Origin of the sequence: Nocardia bovistercoris, from assembly GCF_015674855.1 — a bacterium.
In the GTDB taxonomy this organism is placed as follows: domain Bacteria; phylum Actinomycetota; class Actinomycetes; order Mycobacteriales; family Mycobacteriaceae; genus Nocardia; species Nocardia bovistercoris.
This window is the reverse complement of sequence record NZ_JADMLG010000007.1, coordinates 205,428-223,155: the sequence shown is the minus strand read 5'-3', so window position 1 is coordinate 223,155 and position 17,728 is coordinate 205,428. Positions and strand designations below refer to the sequence as shown.

At 69.0% G+C, this 17,728-nt stretch carries 18 protein-coding genes; 13 read left to right on the top strand and 5 right to left on the bottom strand.

From position 1 onward, the window contains the following. Window positions 1-21: 21 nt before the first annotated feature. Window positions 22-1,266, bottom strand: a complete 1,245-nt coding sequence (locus IT779_RS18660; RefSeq protein ID WP_196150622.1) for a L,D-transpeptidase — start codon at window positions 1,264-1,266, stop codon at window positions 22-24. 79 nt (window positions 1,267-1,345) lie between these two features. After that, window positions 1,346-2,434 carry a UDP-N-acetylmuramate dehydrogenase gene (locus IT779_RS18655; RefSeq protein WP_408637772.1) on the bottom strand — a complete coding sequence of 363 codons (1,089 nt, stop codon included), beginning with the start codon at window positions 2,432-2,434 and terminating at the stop codon, window positions 1,346-1,348. A 43-nt stretch (window positions 2,435-2,477) separates the two neighbouring features. On the opposite strand from IT779_RS18655, the gene IT779_RS18650 reads away from it, so the two are divergent. The 3 genes from IT779_RS18650 to IT779_RS18640 all read left to right on the top strand — a co-directional run bounded on the left by IT779_RS18650 (window position 2,478) and on the right by IT779_RS18640 (window position 4,400). After that, complete coding sequence (locus tag IT779_RS18650) at window positions 2,478-2,966, top strand: DUF2505 domain-containing protein (protein WP_196150621.1); 489 nt, start codon at window positions 2,478-2,480, stop codon at window positions 2,964-2,966. A 130-nt stretch (window positions 2,967-3,096) separates the two neighbouring features. After that, window positions 3,097-3,618 carry a DUF2505 domain-containing protein gene (locus IT779_RS18645; protein ID WP_196150620.1) on the top strand — a complete coding sequence of 174 codons (522 nt, stop codon included), beginning with the start codon at window positions 3,097-3,099 and terminating at the stop codon, window positions 3,616-3,618. Beyond that, a complete protein-coding gene (locus tag IT779_RS18640; RefSeq protein WP_196150619.1) occupies window positions 3,615-4,400 on the top strand; it encodes a class I SAM-dependent methyltransferase in 786 nt (261 codons plus the stop codon). The genes IT779_RS18645 and IT779_RS18640 overlap by 4 nt, the downstream gene beginning before the upstream one ends. Here IT779_RS18640 and IT779_RS18635 read toward each other — a convergent pair. Then, a complete protein-coding gene (locus IT779_RS18635) occupies window positions 4,387-4,992 on the bottom strand; it encodes a type IV toxin-antitoxin system AbiEi family antitoxin domain-containing protein (protein ID WP_196150618.1) in 606 nt (201 codons plus the stop codon). The genes IT779_RS18640 and IT779_RS18635 overlap by 14 nt on opposite strands. 98 nt (window positions 4,993-5,090) lie before the next feature. Here IT779_RS18635 and IT779_RS18630 point away from each other — a divergent pair, with 98 nt between their 5' ends. Continuing rightward, complete coding sequence (locus IT779_RS18630; RefSeq protein WP_196150617.1) at window positions 5,091-5,819, top strand: LmeA family phospholipid-binding protein; 729 nt, start codon at window positions 5,091-5,093, stop codon at window positions 5,817-5,819. A 57-nt stretch (window positions 5,820-5,876) separates the two neighbouring features. Continuing rightward, on the top strand, window positions 5,877-6,548 hold the full coding sequence (locus IT779_RS18625; protein ID WP_196150616.1) for a helix-turn-helix domain-containing protein: 672 nt from the start codon (window positions 5,877-5,879) through the stop codon (window positions 6,546-6,548). A gap of 71 nt (window positions 6,549-6,619) precedes the next feature. Here IT779_RS18625 and IT779_RS18620 read toward each other — a convergent pair whose 3' ends face one another. Beyond that, on the bottom strand, window positions 6,620-7,975 hold the full coding sequence (locus tag IT779_RS18620) for an ammonium transporter (RefSeq protein WP_196150615.1): 1,356 nt from the start codon (window positions 7,973-7,975) through the stop codon (window positions 6,620-6,622). Between the two features lie 446 nt (window positions 7,976-8,421). Here IT779_RS18620 and IT779_RS18615 point away from each other — a divergent pair, with 446 nt between their 5' ends. From IT779_RS18615 to IT779_RS18590, 6 genes are read left to right on the top strand one after another with little or no spacing between them, the layout of a single operon-like run. Continuing rightward, a complete protein-coding gene (locus IT779_RS18615; RefSeq protein ID WP_196150614.1) occupies window positions 8,422-9,612 on the top strand; it encodes an NAD(P)/FAD-dependent oxidoreductase in 1,191 nt (396 codons plus the stop codon). Between the two features lie 43 nt (window positions 9,613-9,655). Then, complete coding sequence (gene glnT, locus IT779_RS18610) at window positions 9,656-11,002, top strand: type III glutamate--ammonia ligase (protein WP_196150613.1); 1,347 nt, start codon at window positions 9,656-9,658, stop codon at window positions 11,000-11,002. A gap of 27 nt (window positions 11,003-11,029) precedes the next feature. Beyond that, window positions 11,030-11,929, top strand: coding sequence for a class II glutamine amidotransferase (locus tag IT779_RS18605; RefSeq protein WP_196150612.1), 900 nt, complete (start codon window positions 11,030-11,032; stop codon window positions 11,927-11,929). Beyond that, on the top strand, window positions 11,914-12,615 hold the full coding sequence (locus IT779_RS18600) for a GltB/FmdC/FwdC-like GXGXG domain-containing protein (RefSeq protein ID WP_196150611.1): 702 nt from the start codon (window positions 11,914-11,916) through the stop codon (window positions 12,613-12,615). The genes IT779_RS18605 and IT779_RS18600 overlap by 16 nt, the downstream gene beginning before the upstream one ends. Then, entirely contained in the window at window positions 12,599-13,939 is a 1,341-nt protein-coding gene (locus tag IT779_RS18595; protein ID WP_196150610.1) for an FMN-binding glutamate synthase family protein, read from the top strand. Before IT779_RS18600 ends, IT779_RS18595 begins: the two co-directional genes overlap by 17 nt. 19 nt (window positions 13,940-13,958) lie before the next feature. After that, window positions 13,959-15,194 (top strand): allantoate amidohydrolase, encoded by a 1,236-nt coding sequence (locus tag IT779_RS18590; protein ID WP_196150609.1) that lies wholly within the window; start codon window positions 13,959-13,961, stop codon window positions 15,192-15,194. 212 nt (window positions 15,195-15,406) lie between these two features. On the opposite strand, the gene deoC is transcribed toward IT779_RS18590, so the two are convergent. After that, window positions 15,407-16,078 (bottom strand): deoxyribose-phosphate aldolase, encoded by a 672-nt coding sequence (gene deoC, locus IT779_RS18585; protein WP_196150608.1) that lies wholly within the window; start codon window positions 16,076-16,078, stop codon window positions 15,407-15,409. Between the two features lie 163 nt (window positions 16,079-16,241). On the opposite strand from deoC, the gene IT779_RS18580 reads away from it, so the two are divergent. Then, window positions 16,242-16,772 (top strand): GNAT family N-acetyltransferase, encoded by a 531-nt coding sequence (locus IT779_RS18580; RefSeq protein ID WP_196150607.1) that lies wholly within the window; start codon window positions 16,242-16,244, stop codon window positions 16,770-16,772. A 68-nt stretch (window positions 16,773-16,840) separates the two neighbouring features. Then, window positions 16,841-17,719 carry a formyltetrahydrofolate deformylase gene (gene purU / locus IT779_RS18575; protein WP_196150606.1) on the top strand — a complete coding sequence of 293 codons (879 nt, stop codon included), beginning with the start codon at window positions 16,841-16,843 and terminating at the stop codon, window positions 17,717-17,719. Window positions 17,720-17,728: the final 9 nt, after the last annotated feature.

The window sequence follows — 17,728 nt, the reverse complement described above, 5'->3', positions numbered from 1 at the left end:
GGGGCGGACGAGCGGAATTCGTCAGCGGGCGCCCGGTGCGCGTGGCGGCACCGGGGTGGCCGAGACCACCGGGGCGGACGAGCCGTCGTCCGCCGACATCGACTTCCAGGTGTCCCAGTCGATGGTCCAGTCGTAGAGGTCGCCGTCGGCCGCGGACAGCGGGATAGAGGTGCCGGTGACCTCGACGGGGTCGCCGTAGAGGGCGGTCGGGAAGTACTGCTGGGCGTCGGACGGCGAGAGGTTGATGCAGCCGTTGGTGACGTTGGCCGAGCCTTGCGCGGACAGCGATTCCGGGTTGGCGTGTATGAATTCGCCGTTGTTGGAGATGCGCACGGCCCAGCGCTCGCGAACGTTGGTGTAGAACGGCGGATTCGACATCAGGAAGTCCTCGTACTTCTCGGTGACCACGTGCACGCCGGTGCGCGTCACATTGCGCGCTTCGTTGCCCTCGCCGTAGCTGACCGCGAAATCGAAGATGGTCTGCCCGTCGCGGACCACCCGCATGCGGTGGCTCGGCGCCTCGGCCTTCACGATCTGGCTGCGCCCGATGCGGAAATCGGTGGTCAGGTCGGAGTCGCCGTATCGCCCACCGCCGAGGTCGAGTCCGTACAGTTTCGCCGCCACGTGCACGGTGGTGCCGGGAGTCCAGTAGTTCCGCGGCCGCCAATGCGCCCGCGCGCCGCCGTTGTCGTCCGGGAACCAGGCCCACGCGCCCTCGGTCGGCGGATCGGTGGTGACCGTGAGCGCCTTCTCGACAGCGGCCTTGTTCGTGACCGAACCCTTGAACTGGAGGATGATCGGCGCGGCGATGCCGACCTCCTGCCCATCGCCGATATTGACCGTCGCGGGTGCGGTCGCGACCGGGGCGACCGTGGTGAACCGGCCGTCGATCGGGACCGGTTTGCGGTCGGTGCCGACGGCGGTGCCCGACCAGGTGTAGGCGGCGTCGTAGCCGAGCGGTTCGGTGATCCGGTAGCTGCGCTTGTCGGCGGCGAGTTCGCCCGCGACCTGTTTGCCCGCCGCGTTGGTCAGCGCGATCTGATCGATGACGCCGTCGGACACCGTCACCGAGATCGGCGCCACCGGACTGACCTTCGTCGCGTCCGCCGCCGGGTTCATCTCGACCTTCGCGACCGGCTCCGCTTCGCGCCGCTGTTCGCCGCCGCTGCCGCCGTCGACCGTGCATCCGGCGACCAGCGCGACCACGACGAGAACGATGGCCGTCACCACGGCGACCGGTCTACCTATCCCCTGACCGTTGCTCACGTCCTACGAATTTACGCGCGCCAGACGAACGCGCCGGTCAGCGCGGATCGTGTCGGTCTCATTCGTGGGGATCAGCGGGTCACAGTGTGATACCGACCGTCACCGGCTCGGGTTCCAACAGCACGCCGAACCGCTCGGCCACCCCGTCGCGCACGGTCCGCGCCAACGCCACCAGTTCCTCGGCGCTCGCACCGCCGCGATTGGTCAGCGCCAGCGTGTGTTTCGTGGACAGGGTGGCCCGCGCGGACCCGCCGGGGAACCCTTTCGCGAATCCGGCGCGTTCGATGAGCCAGCCCGCCGAGAACTTCACCCCGTCCGGGTCGGGATAGGTCGGGATCGTGACCTCACCCACATGGGCGGTAATCGCGGCGCGCACCCGCTCGGCGCGGTCCGCGGACACCACGGGATTGGTGAAGAAAGAACCCGCGCTCCAGGTGTCGTGATCGGCGTCGTCGAGCACCATGCCCTTGCCCGCTCGCAGGCGCAGCACCTCGGCGCGCACCGCGGCGGCCGGGCGGGTGTCGCCGTCGGCGGCGTCCAGCGCTCTCGCGAGTTCGCCGTAGCGCAGCGGCGCACTGTGCCCCGACGGGTCGAGCGCGAAGTCGACGGCGAGCACCACCGCGTCGTCGCGATGTTTGAGCACGCTCGTGCGATACCCGAATCCGAGTTCGGCGGGGTCCACCCACCGGATCGTGCCGTCCGCGCGGTCGAGCAGCCGCACCCGCCGCAGCAGACCGGCCACCTCGACCCCGTAAGCGCCCACGTTCTGCACCGGCGTCGCCCCCGCCGACCCCGGTATCCCCGACAGACATTCCAACCCGCCGAACCCCGCCGCGACGGTCGCCGCGACCACCGCGTCCCAGGACGCCCCCGCCTCGGCCACCACCCCGTCCGCCCCGATCTCGACCCCCTCGTTGGCGACCTTGACCACAACCCCGTCGAAGCCCGCGTCACCGATCAGCAGATTCGACCCGCCCGCCACGATCAGCGCCGCGACACCCGCCGAGTCGAGGGCGCGCACCGTGGCCACCAGCGCCTCGGTGGAGGCGCAGTAGGCCACCGTCGCGGGCCCACCGACCCGCAGCGTCGTCAGTTCCGCCAGCGGCACCGCGAAACGCACCGTCGCGCCGGTGTCGACCAGCAGATCACGCAGGGTGTCCGTCGACACCGCCCGAGAGGTTCGCACCCTTCAGACGGTAGCCTGTCCGACCATGGCTACACCCTTGGCGTACACGGCCCACTACACCCATTCCCTCGAATCGGTACGCGCCGCCATCGCCGACGAGCAGTACTGGAAAGACCGTATCGCCGAAGTGGGCGGCCCCAACGCCCGCCTGCAGCAGGTGACGATCGAAGGCGACCGAGTACACGCGGAAATGGTCCAAGCCATCGCCGCCGACCTCCTGCCCCCCGCCATCACCGCCGTCCGCCCCGGCGACCTGATCATCCCCCGCACCGAATCCTGGACCGCCGACACCGCCACCTTCGAAGCCCAGGTAGACGGCGCCCCCGCCGAAGTCCGAGGAACCGTGACCCTCACCGGCGACGCAGGCTCGGCCACCGCCACCGTAGCCGGAACCATCGAAGTCAAAATCCCCCTCTTCGGCGGCAAGATCGAGTCGGCGATCCAAGAACACCTCACCAACCTCCTGCGAGCCGAAGAAGAATTCACCAACACCTGGCTCAGCGACAAACCCTGACCCACCCCGGCTTGTCGGGGTGTCGATGGGTTGGGTTCGGGGAGCCTGATGCGCCCCGGGGGTTGGGCAAACCTCCAAAATCCCCCCGCCCCCACCCCACCCAACCCCCCACCAGCCATAATTACCCCCCATGGCACGCCGATTGGACTACTCAGCTCGCTACCCCCTCCACACCACCAAGGAGCTCTACGAGGCGCTGTCCACCCGCGAATACTGGGAAGCCAGAGTCGCCGAAATGCGCAAATACACCCCGGGCAACGAGGTGGCGAGCGTCGAGGTAACCGACTCCGGCATAGAGGTAGTCCTCCACCACACCCTCCCCAGGGACATGCTCCCGGAGATAGCCCAAACGGTGATGCGCAAGGACATGATCATCACCCGCAAGGAATCCTGGTCCCCGTTCGACGGTGCGGAAACAACCGGCAAGTTCTCGGCCTCGATCCCGGCGGGCCCGGGCAGTCTTGGCGGCAAGATCCGCCTATTCCCCACCGAAACAGGCTGCACGATGCGCTTCTCGTCGGAAGCGAAGGTGTACATCCCCATGGTCGGCCCCCGCTTGGAACAGTTGATGCTGGTGAACTTGGTCGACTTGTTCCGCGCCGAGACCGAAGAGACGGTGCGTTGGCTGGAAGCCCGAAACCCGACCGCTTGACCAAGCCGCTCGGTGTCGTCACCCGAGGCACGACGGGCGTGAACCGGCTGCGCCGCAGCGACCGCTGGCTGGTCCATGACGACCTGGTCCGCGCGCGTTTGTCGGCGGCCCCCGATCCGCTGGTGGTCGACCTGGGTTACGGTGCCAGCCCGTGGACGACGCTCGAGTTGGCCATGCGTCTGCGCGCGGTGCGCCCTGATGTCCGTGTGGTCGGCCTCGAGATCGATCCGGCCCGCGTGGTCCCGGCCCGCGACGGTGTGGTGTTCGCCCGCGGCGGATTCGAATTGGCGGGCCTGCACCCGGTCCTGGTCCGCGCCTTCAACGTGCTGCGGCAGTACCCGGAGGAGGCGGTGGCGGGGGCCTGGGCCACGGTGTCGTCGAATCTGACTGCTGGGGGTTTGCTGGTCGACGGCACCTGCGACGAACTCGGCCGTCGATGCGCCTGGGTGTTGCTGGACCGTTCGGGCCCGTTGTCGCTGACGCTGGCATGGGACCCGTTCACAGTCGAGCGCCCGTCGGATATCGCCGAGCGCTTACCGAAGGCATTGATCCACCGAAACGTGCCGGGCGAACCGGTCAACACGTTGTTGTCGGCCGCCGACAGAGCGTGGGCGCGGGCCGCACCGCTGGCGCCGTTCGGACCTCGCGCCCGCTGGCGGGCGGCAGCGGATCAGCTTCGCGCGGAAGGCTTTCCGGTGCGCCGGTATCGCAGACGCATGCGTGATTGCGTCCTATCGGTGCCATGGTCGTGCGTGGCGCCCACCGGTCCTACAGCGCGGTGAGCGCCCGCCGTAGTCGTTCGGCGGCCCGCGGCGTGGATCGCGTACTAGCGGACTGGATTTCGTCGTCGTCGCAGCGACGGATAGCGAGCGCGTCGGCGACGACTTCGTTGAGCGCGAGCTGCCCGATATCGGATTCGGCGAGGTCGAGGACGGTCCGCACGGGCGTGGTGACCAGAAACGGCCCGGCCGATTCGACGTCGATCCCCGCCAGCGGGCGACGCAGCACCACGAGCCGCGGCGTGACGGGCGGACGTCCTTTACCGACCGACATGTGCAGGAAGTGCGGGCGCAGCCGCCCGATGCCGTGCAATTCGGCGGCGCTCTGATGGGAGACCGCGGCCGCCCCGTCGAACCAGGCCGCCCACATGGCGTATTCATCGAGCGGCCCGTCGGGCCATTCGGCGAGGCGAAGCAGCCCGACGCCCGCCCTGGTGACGCTGCCTTCACCGAGTCCGGCGCGCACTTTCGTCTCGCATCCGGTGCGCAGGACCTGGCGGGTGGTGAAGAAGCCCGCGTGTCGCCCCGCGAGTCGTCGCAGCACCCGCCAACCGTGCTCGAGTGTGTCCTCGCGGCCCGCCGCCTCGCCAGCCATGGGTAAAGGCTACTACCCATACCTGTGCCGCAAGTCACAAACGAGCCCCTCACTCGCGGCACAGAGCAGGCACAGAATCATGGGGAAGAATCTTTCCCATGACTACGAAGCCCCCCGTCACCGCGAAGGTAAGCCGACGCACACTGGTGATCGCGCTAGCCGTGGTCGCGACCCTGCTCGCGGGCGCCCTGATCGGCGGCGAGGCCTACGCGAGAAATCGGATGGCCGACTGCATAAGCAAGCAGTTCGAGCAGGAGATGGGGTCGACGATCGATGTCGGCTTCGGCGCCAAGCCGCTGCTGGTGAGCTGGATCGACGGCAAGGTGTCCGCCGTCACGGTGGACAGCGAGGGCGACAAGTTCGGCCCCGCGGTCGGCATGGTCGTGCACGCCGAGTTCCACGATCTGGAGATGAAGGACGGCGGGAAGGGCGGCGGCACCGTCGGCAGTTCCTCGGCCGAGGTGACCTGGAGCAACGAGGGGATCGCCGAGACTCTCGGCGGCCTGGTCAGCGGCGTGAAATCGTCCTCCACCACCGGCATGTTGACCTTGGACGTGCTCGGCGGGGTCGCGCAGTTACAGGTGCAGCCGCAGGTGCGCAACGGCGTCGTGACGGTGGAGACCAAATCGGCGCAGTTGCTCGGCATCGGTCTGCCGACCGATCTCGTACAGGGCATCGTCGACGTGTTCTCGCAGTCCTTGCAGAGTTATCCGATGGGCTTGAAGCCGAGTGAGATCAAGGTGACCGACAAGGGCATCGATGTCAGGCTCGCTGGCGGTCACACCGACCTGCCCGCGGCCGAGCCCGGTTCCGAGATGAGCTGCTGAGCTTCGATCCGCACCGCGTGTCGTCCACTGCCAGGAAACCCCGGCTAGAATCGGATGATGCCGGATTCGACGCACACCCAGCAGATCCACCGCGACACCGGCGATCCCGCTCCGGTGCAACGCGAGGTGATCGGCGAGGCGGCCACCGCGGGCGATCTGGAGGCCGCCATCGCGCGACAGGTGCGCGCACTGCGCAGGGCGAGCGGACTCTCGGTCGGCGAAATGGCCGCCAAGGTGGGCATTTCCAAGGCCATGCTGTCCAAGATCGAGAACGCGCAGACCTCGTGCAGCCTGTCCACGCTGGCCAGACTCGCCGCAGGCCTCGATGTTCCGGTGACCTCGCTGTTCCGCGGAGCGGACACCGCGCGCGAGGCGGTGTACGTGCCCGCGGGCAACGGCGCGGTGATCGTGGGGCGCGGCACCAGGGTCGGGCACCACTACGAATTGCTCGGTTCGCTTCGGGGACAACACAAACGGCTCGAACCGGTACTGGTGACCCTCACCAACGCCAGCGAGGTGTTCCCGCGTTTCCAGCACGCGGGCACCGAATTGCTCTACATGCTCGAAGGCGTCATGGTCTACGGCCACGGCGACGCCGAATACACACTGCGGCCAGGTGATTCACTGCTGCTGGACGGCGAGGGGATCCACGGGCCGAACGAACTGGTCCGGCTGCCGATCCGTTTCCTCGCGGTGACCGCCTACCCGGACAACCACGAAGAGCACTGAGACGCACAGGAGCCGGCCGAGGCGGGGGTGGCGTCCCGCTCGACCGGCCCTGCTCCATCGGTACCGCTGAGCTATTCGGCGACTCCGGCACGCGCCGCGCTCGCGGTGATGGTCTCGGCGGCCTCGACGGCCTCCTCCGGCGTCGTCACCTTGGACGCGATGACCACGGTCTCCATGATGTAGGCGGATTCGCCGTGAGTGGCGGTGTCGAGGCCCTCGAGTTCGTGCTCCTCGGTGACGCGCAGCCCCATGGTCTTGCCGATCACCGTGGCGATCAGCAACGTCACCACGAAGGTGTAGGCGAATACGGCCAGCACCGCGACCGTCTGCCGCCACAGCACATCGACGCCGCCGCCGTAGAACAGCCCGGCCGCGGCGTTGGGCGCGTCCGGATCGGCGAGCAGGCCGATGAGCACGGTGCCGAGGATGCCGCCGACCAGGTGGATGCCGACCACGTCCAGCGAATCATCGACGCCGAAGCGGTATTTCAGCGAGACCGCGAAGCAGCACACGGCGCCGCAGATCGCGCCGATGGCGAGCGCGCCGATCGGGGCGACCGCACCGCAGGCGGGGGTGATCCCGACCAGCGCCGCGATCAGGCCCGACGCCGCGCCCAGCGAAGTGGAGCGCCCCTCGCGGAACTTCTCCACGAGCAGCCACGCGCAGATGCCCGCGGCGGCGGCCGCGACGGTGTTCAGGATGACCACCGATGCGCTGTTGCCCGCCGCGAGCGCGGAGCCGCCGTTGAATCCGAACCAGCCGAAGAACAGGATGCCCGCGCCGAGCACGGTCAGCGGAAGGTTGTGCGGGCGTGGCGCGTTCGGGAACACCGAGCGCTTGCCGAGCACGAGCACCAAGGCCAGCGCCGCGATTCCGGCGTTCACGTGCACCGCGGTGCCGCCCGCGAAGTCGATGGCCTTGAGGTTGTTGGCGATCCAGCCGCCGACCACCGAGCCGTCGGCGGAGTCGAAGGCGAAGACCCAGTGCGCGACCGGGAAGTACACCAGGGTCGCCCACACGCCCGCGAACAGCATCCACGCGCCGAATTTCATCCGGTCCGCGACCGCGCCGGAGATCAGCGCGACCGTGATACAGGCGAACAGCATCTGGAATCCGGAGACCAGCGCGGGCGGCAGCGCGGGTTCGGCAGGCGCGGTGAGCAATTGGCTGGAGCCGAAGAATTCGAGCGGGTCGCCGAGCAGGCCGATGCCGCCGAGTGAATCGCCGAGTACCGCCGAGTATCCGAAGATGATCCACAGCACGCCGACCACCGCGAACGCGCCGAAGGTCATCATGGCCATGTTCAGGGTGTTCTTGATGCTGACCATGCCGCCGTAGAACATGGCGAGGCCGGGCACCATCAGGCTCACGGCGGCGAATGCCGCCAATATCCACGCGGCATTAGCCGCGGCGATCGCTTCCGTCATAGATCTTCCCTCATCGATCTTGATTGTCTACATTGTCTGCCGCCGCGAATCGCTGTCTCCCGAGAGTGGACGGCATCCGTTCCAGTAGACGGCCCGCCACGTTGCCGATGGCGACCCGTCGGTGACATTCCTGTTAATGCCGCCCGATTCGTCCGGGTCGACACGAACGCTGCCCGCACATCCATGTCAACCCCACGTAGCCAACCGATCGGTTTCACTTTAGATGAAACGTTGAGTAGCCATATGAAACTTTCATGGAAGTACGAGCTCACCGGCCACGCATGCGGATACCTCCGAAAACGACGGCAGAGCGACCCAAAGGAGTCGATCTACCGCAGCTGACGTCATCAAGCGCTGACCATCGCGTAACAGCATCGTCATATCATCAGAGTTTCATAGCAAATGACATCGAGTCACCACATGAAACACCGGAGCGAGGACGGCCCGTGATCGAAACCCACAGCCGCGTGATCGTCGGCGGCGGCCTGGAAGGTCTGGCCATCGCCTGGTCACTCGCCGACCGCGGCGACACCGACATCGTCGTGCTCGAACGCGACACCCTGTGCTCGGGCATGACCGGCAAGTCCAGCGGCGTGGTGCGCTGCCACTACGGCGTGCCGTCGCTGGCGGCCATGTCCCGGTACGGAATCGACGTCTTCACGCGCGCCACCGAGCTCTTCGGCGACGACATGGGCTTCCAGCAGTGCGGCTACGTAGTCGGAGTCGGCGCGGACAATGTGGAGCCGCTGCACGCCAATGTCGCGATGATGCGCGATCTCGGCATCGAGGTCGACCTGGTCGACCACGACACCGTCGCCGCGCTCTGGCCAGGACTGCACCTGGAGGATTTCGCCGCCTTCGCCTACGAGCCGTTGGGCGGGCGCGGCGAGGCGTATCTGACCGGCATGGCCTTCGCCGCCGCCGCCCGCCGACTCGGGGTGCGCATCCGCCAGTCCACTCCGGTGCGCGCACTGCTGCCGAGGCCGGACGGCGAGGTGTACGGGGTGACCCTCGCCGACGGCTCCGAGATCCACGCCGACACCGTGATTCTCGCCGCGGGCCCATGGACACCCGCGCTGGCGGCGGGCGCGGGCGTCGACCTCGACATCAAGGCACAGCGCGCCCAACTGATTCTGGTCGACCAGGGCGCCCCGACCCCGGTGGTACCGGTGCTGTCCGATCTGGCGGGCCTGTCGTACCTGTGCCGGGAACCGAACGGTGAGATCCTGTACGGCAATTCCGATCACAGCGTGCCGCAGTACATCGATCCGGACGACTATGTGAACCGGGCCGACGAGAGCACCATCGACACCGCGATCGCCGAACTCGGCCACCGACTCCCCGACATGCCCGACCCGCGCATCACCGGTTCCTACGTCGGCGCCTACGACGTGACCCCCGATTACAACCCGGTGATCGGTCCCGCGCCGGTCGACGGCCTGTTCCTGGCGGCGGGTTTCTCCGGTCACGGATTCAAGATCTCGCCCGCGGTCGGCAAACTGGCAGCCGACCTGATCCTGGACGGCAAGACCGACCTGCCGAATGTGGACCCGCACGACTTCCGCTGGTCCCGCTTCGCCGAGAACGATCCGCTGCTCAGCCCGCATCCCTATCGCGGCGCGGGCGAAATGCGCTGATCCACAACGTAGTCCATCACAACCCTTTCCCTTGGAGCCCGACATGGCCATCGACACCGCGACCGCGTACGCCCCCGACACCACATCGAGCAGTCTCGCCGCCGTGGCGAAGGCCACCGGAACCCGCTACCTACTCGCGCTTTTCGTCACCCTCGCGGGCAAGCCGTGCGCGAAACTGGTCCCGGTCGAAGCCATCGACCAATTGGTCTCCGACGGTGCGGGATTCGCGGGCTACGCGGCGGGCGCCATGGGCCAGCGGCCCGCCGACCCCGATCTCGTCGCCTACCCGGACCCGGCCTCCTTCACCCCCATCCCGTTCGTCCGTCCCGGACTCGCGCTGGTGCACTGCGACCCGCACGTGAACGGCGAACCGTGGCCGTACGCGCCGCGCAACATCCTGGCCTCGGTGCTGCGCACCGCCGACGCGCGCGGTCTCACCGTGAACGTGGGCGCCGAGATCGAATACTTCCTGGTCGAGCGGGACCCCGGCGGCGCGCTGCGCACCGCCGACGCCGCCGACACCAGCAGGCAGCCCTGTTACGACGCCCGCGACGTCACCCGCATGTACGACCACCTGACCGAGATCTCGGCCGCCATGAACACCCTCGGCTGGGGCAACTACGCCAGCGACCACGAGGACGCCAACGGGCAGTTCGAGCAGAACTTCGCCTACGCCGACGCCATGACCACCGCCGACCGGGTGATCACCGCGCGCTACCTGCTCTCGGTGATCGCCGAGAAGCGCGGTATGCGAGCCACTTTCATGCCGAAGCCGTTCGCCGACCGCACCGGTTCCGGCATGCATCTGCATCTGTCGCTGTGGAATTCCGACGGCCCGACCTTCCCCGCCGCCGACGACGCGCGCGGCCTCGGTCTCTCGCCGACCGCGTACTCGTTCATCGCGGGCATCCTCGAACACGCCTGCGCGCTGCAGGGCGTCATCGCGCCGACCGTCAACTCCTACAAGCGCATCGGCGCGACCTCGACCAGCAGCGGCGCGACCTGGTCGCCGCGCTACGCCACCTACGGCGGCAACGACCGCACGCACTACCTGCGCGTCCCTGACCACAACCGGGTCGAGTTGCGCGGCGGCGACGGATCGGCCAACCCGTATCTCGCCATCGCCGCGACCGTCGCCGCCGGACTCGACGGCATCGACCGCGCCCTCGACCCCGGCGCCCCTGGCGGCGACCACCGCCGCGACACGCTGCCGCTGACCCTGCTGCACGCCATGGAAGCGCTCGCGGCCGACCCGGTGCTCACCGGAGCGCTCGACACCGTCGGCCCCGGCGTCAGCGACTACTTCACCGACCTCAAACGCGACGAGTTCTTCGCCTGGCACAACACCGTGTCCGCGTGGGAGATCGACAACTACCTGACCGCCTTCTGATTTCCCTGCACCACGAAGGAGTTCCCCATGTGCGGAATTGTCGGGCTGCACCTGCGCGACCCCGCGCTGTATCCGCGGCTCGGATCCCTGCTCACCGATATGCTCGATCAGCTCTGCGACCGAGGGCCGGATTCGGCGGGCATGGCCGTGTACGGCGATCCGGTGTGGTCGCCGCCGGGCGAGTCGACGGTGTCGCTGCTCGACGCCACCGTCCCCGCACCCGAGCTCGCCGCGGCGCTGGACGCGGAGCTGGGGATCACCGTGACCGCGATAGACCTGGCCCCGACCACGGTCCTGCACGCACCCGTCGACGCGGACACGCTGCTCGCGGCGGCGCGGCGGATCGATCCGGCGGCCCGCGTGATCGGCTTCGGCGAGGAACTGACCGTGGTCAAGGGCATCGGCAACCCCACGGAGCTGGCGCACCGGTTCGGCCTGCCCGCGGCCTCCGGCTGGCAGGGCGTCGCCCACACCAGGATGGCGACCGAATCCGCGGTGACGGCGGCGGGCTCGCATCCCTTCTCCGTCGGCCCCGACCAGTGCCTGGTGCACAACGGGTCGTTCGCCAACCACATGAGCGTCAAACACGAACTGGAACGCGCAGGCGTGGTGTTCGACAGCGAGAACGACACCGAGGTCGGCGCCCTGTTCGTCGCCGGCCAGCTCGCCGACGGCGTCGACCTGGAGAAGGCGCTGCTGCTGCTCAACGAACGCTTCGACGGCTTCTACACCCTGCTCGTCGCCAATCGGGAGTCCTTCGCCGTGCTGCGCGACCCGATCGCGTGCAAACCGGCCGTCGTCGCCGAGACCCCGCGCTGGGTCGCCATGGCCTCGGAATACCGCGCGCTGGCGAACCTGCCCGGTGTCGAGGACGCCCGCATCTTCGAACCCGAACCGGAAGAGGTCTACGTATGGCACCGGCAGTGAACACCGTCACGGAAACCGCCTTCGACCTGCGGGAAAGCAGTGTCCGTGAGGTCAACGAGGCATTGCACGCGCCCGGTGCGCCACGGCGCGCACGGATCACCGGACCGCGCGGCGCGCACGCGCTGGCCTGCGGCCTCAACGACGAGATCGAGGTCGTCATCGACGGGCATGTCGGGTACTACTGCGCGGGTATGAATCAGCGCGCGACGGTCACCGTGCGCGGCAACGCGGGCGTCGGGGTCGCCGAGAACATGATGTCGGGCACGGTGCGCGTCACCGGTGACGCCTCGCAGTCCGCAGGCGCCACCGCGCACGGCGGCCTGCTCGTCGTCGAGGGCAATGCGGCCGCGCGCTGCGGGATCTCGATGAAGGGCGTCGACATCGTCGTCGGGGGCGATATCGGGCATATGAGCGCGTTCATGGGGCAGGCGGGGCGACTCGTGGTCTGCGGTGATGCCGGTGAGGCGCTCGGTGATTCGCTGTACGAGGCGCGGATCTACGTGCGCGGCCAAGTGGCCTCGCTCGGCGCGGACTGCGTCGTCAAACCGATGCGCGACGAACACCTCGCCGAGTTGCGAGAACTGCTGGAGGCGGCGGGTTTCGACGCCGACCCGGCCGATTTCACCCGCTACGGCTCGGCCCGCGGACTCTACAACTTCCACGTCGACAATGTCGGCGCCTACTAGGAGGCCAAGCGTGCACACCAATCCTGCACTGCGCGAATCGGCGACCTTTCCGCGCGGCGTCATCGCCGAGATCCAGCGCGCCGCCGAGACCGGTATCTACGACATCCGAGGGTGGGGCGCGAAACGCCCGCTGCCGCATTTCGACGATCTGCTGTTCCTCGGCGCCTCGATGTCGCGCTATCCGCTGGAGGGCTACCGGGAACGCTGCGACACCGACGTGGTCCTCGGCGACCGGCATGCGAAATTCCCCCTGCACCTGGATATTCCGATCACCATCGCGGGGATGAGCTTCGGCGCGCTCTCCGGCGCGGCCAAGGAGGCGCTCGGGCGCGGCGCGAGCGAGGTCGGCACCTCGACCACCACCGGCGACGGCGGCATGACGGCCGAGGAGCGCGGACAGTCGAAACATCTTGTCTACCAGTATCTTCCGTCGCGCTACGGAATGAATCCCGACGACCTGCGCAAGGCCGACGCCATCGAGATCGTGCTCGGTCAGGGCGCCAAACCCGGCGGCGGCGGCATGCTGCTCGGCCAGAAGATCACCGAGCGGGTCGCGCGGATGCGCACCCTGCCGCAGGGCGTCGACCAGCGTTCGGCGTGCAGACATCCGGACTGGACCGGCCCCGACGACCTGGCGATCAAGATCATCGAACTGCGCGAGATCACCGACTGGGAGAAGCCGGTCTACATCAAGGTCGGCGCGACCCGCACCTACTACGACGTGAAACTCGCGGTGAAAGCGGGCGCGGACGTTGTCGTCGTCGACGGTATGCAGGGTGGTACGGCGGCGACCCAGGACGTGTTCATCGAACACGTCGGCATCCCGACGCTGGCCGCGATCCCGCAGGCCGTGCAGGCCATGCAGGAACTCGGCGTGCACCGCGAGGTGCAGCTCATCGTGTCCGGCGGCATCCGCAGCGGCGCCGACGTGGCCAAGGCCATGGCGCTCGGCGCGGACGCCGTCGCCATCGGCACCGCGGCGCTGATCGCGTTGGGCGACAACAACCCTCGCTACGCCGCGCAGTACGAGGCGCTGGGTTCGGCGGCCGGTTTCTACGACGACTTCCAGGAAGGCCGCGACCCGGCGGGCATCACCACCCAGGACCCGGAGCTGGCCCGCAACCTCGATCCGGTGGCCGCGGGCCGTCGGCTCGCGAACTACCTGCGGGTGCTGACCATGGAAGCCCAGACCCTGGCGCGCGCCTGCGGCAAATCCCACCTGCGCAATCTGGAACCCGAGGATCTGGTCGCGCTCACCGTGGAAGCCTCGGCCATGGCCAGGGTGCCGCTGGCGGGCACCGACTGGATTCCGGGCCGCTACTGACACCGCGAGAGGACGGCTCATGACCTTCGACGCACTCTGGGCATCGATACTCGAGGTCGGCCGCGAGCCCGCCACCGGCGGCTACCGGCGGTTCGCCTGGAACCCCGCCGATCTGACGCTGCGCGAATGGTTCAGCGGGTGCGCCGCCGAACGCGGCATGGCGGTGGAGGAGGACCGCAACGGCAACCTGTGGGCCTGGTGGCTGCCGCCCGGATGGACCGGCGACCCCGAGGACGCCTTCGTCACCGGCTCCCACCTGGATTCGGTGCCCGACGGCGGCGCCTACGACGGGCCGCTCGGCGTGGTGTCGGCCTTCGCCGCGGTCGACACCGTGCGGGCGCGCGGCATCGTGCCAAGCCGCCCGGTCGGGATCGCCGCGTTCTCCGACGAAGAGGGCGCGCGCTTCGGAGTGGCCTGCGTCGGCTCCCAGCTCAGCACCGGTGCGCTGGCGCCCGCCCGCGCGCTGGCCCTGCGCGACGCCGACGGGATCACACTGGCCGAGGCGATGGCCGCCGCTGGCCGCGATCCCGCGCACCTCGGACCCGACCCGACGCTGACCGCACGCGTCGGCGCCTACGTGGAACTGCACGTCGAACAGGGCCGCGCACTCGACCTGGTCGACCGCCCGCTCGCGGTGGCGTCATCCATCTGGCCGCACGGGCGCTGGCTGTTCACCTTCACCGGCGAGGCCAACCACGCGGGCGCGACCCGACTCGTGGACCGGCGCGACCCCATGCTCGCCTTCGCCTCCTCGGTGCACACCGCCCGCCACGCCGCCGAACTCCACGGCGCGGTAGCGACATTCGGCAAGATCCGAGTGCTGCCCAACGGCGCGAACGCCATCCCCTCCGAGGTCGCGGCCTGGCTCGACGCGCGCGCCGCCGACGAGGACACCCTCACCCGCATGGTCGCGCGGATCAGCGCCGAGGCGCGCGATCACGCCGCCTGCGACCGCGTCGGTCTACGCGTCGAAGCCGAATCTGTCACCCCCATCGTGGAATTCCCGCAAGGGCCACGCGACCGGATCGCGCGGGCGCTCGGCGAACTCGGCGACATACCGGTGCTCCCGACCGCCGCAGGCCACGACGCGGGCATCCTCTCCGCCGTCCTGCCGACGGCCATGCTGTTCGTCCGCAACCCGACCGGGATCTCCCATTCTCCCGAAGAGTTCGCGCTACCCGACGACTGCCGGGCGGGAGCCGCGGCACTGGCCGAGGTGATGGCGGATTGGGTTACCGCCGAACCGGATTCGTGAGCTCGACACCCGGAGAAGCCTGCAAGTACCGCAAGCGACCCGGACAACCCGAGCGCGCCAGTCGAAGTGATACCGGATCGAGTTCCCGCCAGAACGGATTCGCGAGCTCGGCACCGGAAAGGGCTGCGAGCACCGCACGCGACTTGAAAAGCCCGAGCCGGCCCGATCGAAGTGATGGCGGATCGGGTTGCCGCCGAAACGGATTCGCGAGGTCAGTGCTCGGGGAATCCGGCGAGCACCGCGCGCGATTTGGAAAGTCCGAGCCGGGTCGCGCCCGCCGCGAGCAGCTCCGCCGCCGCCTCGGCGGTGCGGATACCACCGCTGGCCTTCACCCCGAGTCGCCCGCCCACCGTCTCGGCCATCAGCCGCACCGCGTGCGCGCTCGCACCGCCCGCCGGATGGAAGCCGGTGGAGGTCTTCACGAAATCGCCGCCCGCCCGCTCGGCCGCGCGGCAGACCTCGACGATCGCCTCGTCCGACAGCGCCGCCGACTCGATGATCACCTTCAGCACCGCGCGATCGGCCACGGCCTCGCGCACGGTGACGATATCGGCGAGCACCGCGGTGTAATCACCGGCCACCGCCGCGCCGACATCGATCACCATATCCACCTCGGCCGCGCCCTGATCCACCGCGAGCCGCGCCTCGGCCCCCTTGACCAGCGAATGATGTTTCCCGGAAGGGAATCCCGCGACCGTCGCGACCACGAGCCCCTCGGCGCGCACCGGCAGCATCGACGGCGAGACACAGATCGCGTACACGCCGAGTTCCCGCGCCTCGGCGACGAGCGCGTCCACCTCGGCGGGCGTCGCCTCCGGCGCGAGCAGGGTGTGATCGATGCGGGCGGCCACCTCGGAACGGGTCGGTGGCGTGGAGTCTGCCATGAGGTGAGAGTCTGGCATATGGCAGGCGAATTCCATTGCGTGCCTCGATCGATTCCAGCAGACTCGTACTCGCCGGCGCACGACCGGACACCCCGTGATGTCCGCACCGCCGTCCACCGGTACGTACGGCGGGGCCACACTCGTTCGACAGGAGACCCCCACCGTGTTGATCCGTCGCGAACGCGCCGACGACGAGACCGCGGTCGCCGAGGTGCACCGCAGCGCGTTCGCCGCGCGGTACCGCGCCGAGGGCGAAGCCGACGCCGACCCGCCCGAGGTCGCTCTGGTGGACCGGCTGCGCGGCGACGCGGGCTGGATACCGACGCTGTCGCTGGTCGCCGTCGAATTCGACACCGTCCTCGGTCACGTCTGCCTCACCCGCGCCACCGTCGGTCCGTTCCCCGTGCTCGGACTCGGCCCGATCGGGGTCGTCGCCGACCATCAACACCACGGCATCGGCTCGGCACTCATGCACGCGGCACTCGGCGCCGCCGACGCGCTCGACGAACCCCTGGTCTGCTTGCTCGGCAGCCTCGACTACTACCCGCGCTTCGGCTTCGTGCCCGCCGCCCGGCTCGGCATCACCCCCGACGATCCGGAGTGGGTCGCGCACTTCCAGGTTCGCCCGCTCACCGCCTACGAATCCCAGATCAGCGGCGAATTCCATTACGCGGAACCGTTCTACGAACTCTGAGCCACGCGGCCGCCGCACCTGTACCGGCCCCGGCAAATCGACCGCGACCGGTACGGGACAATGACCGGATGAGTGATCCACACGACCGCCGCTACGTGCTGACCCTGGGCTGCCGGGACCGCCCCGGCATCATCGCCGGGATCAGCTCGTTCATCGCCGAATTCGGCGGGTCGATCGTGGAAGCCGGCTACCACTCCGACCCGGATACCGGCTGGTTCTTCACCCGCCAGGCCATCGCGGCCGCCACCGTGCCTTTCGGCCTGGCCGAACTGCGCGACCGGTTCGCCGCGGTGGCCGCCGACTTCGGCACGGAGACCGACTGGCAGGTGCACGATTCGGGGGCGCGCCGCCGGGCTGTGCTGCTGGTCAGCCGCGACGGGCACTGCCTGCACGACCTGCTCGGCCGCGCGGGCAGCGGGGAACTGCCCGCCACCGTCGAAGCGGTCATCGGCAACCATCCCGACCTCGGCGAGATGGCGAGCGCGCACGGCGTGAAATTCCACCACGTGCCGTTCCCCAAGGACCCGGCCGAACGCGGGCCCGCCTTCGAACAGGTGCGCGCGCTGGTCGACGAACACGATCCGCACGCGGTGGTGCTCGCCCGTTTCATGCAGGTGCTGCCCGCGTCGCTGTGCGAGCACTGGGCGGGGCGGGCGATCAATATCCACCACAGCTTCCTGCCGTCGTTCGTCGGCGCGCGTCCCTACCATCAGGCGTTCGCGCGTGGCGTCAAGCTGATCGGCGCGACCTGCCACTACGTGACGGCCGAACTGGACGCGGGCCCGATCATCGAACAGGACGTGAGCCGCATCGATCACGCCGACGACGTGCGTGACATGGTCCGCCAGGGGCGCGATATCGAGCGGGTCGTGCTCGCCCGCGGACTGCGCTGGCACCTCGAGGGCAGGGTCCTCGTGCACGGGCGGCGCACGGTGGTCTTCTCCTGACCGGGAGCG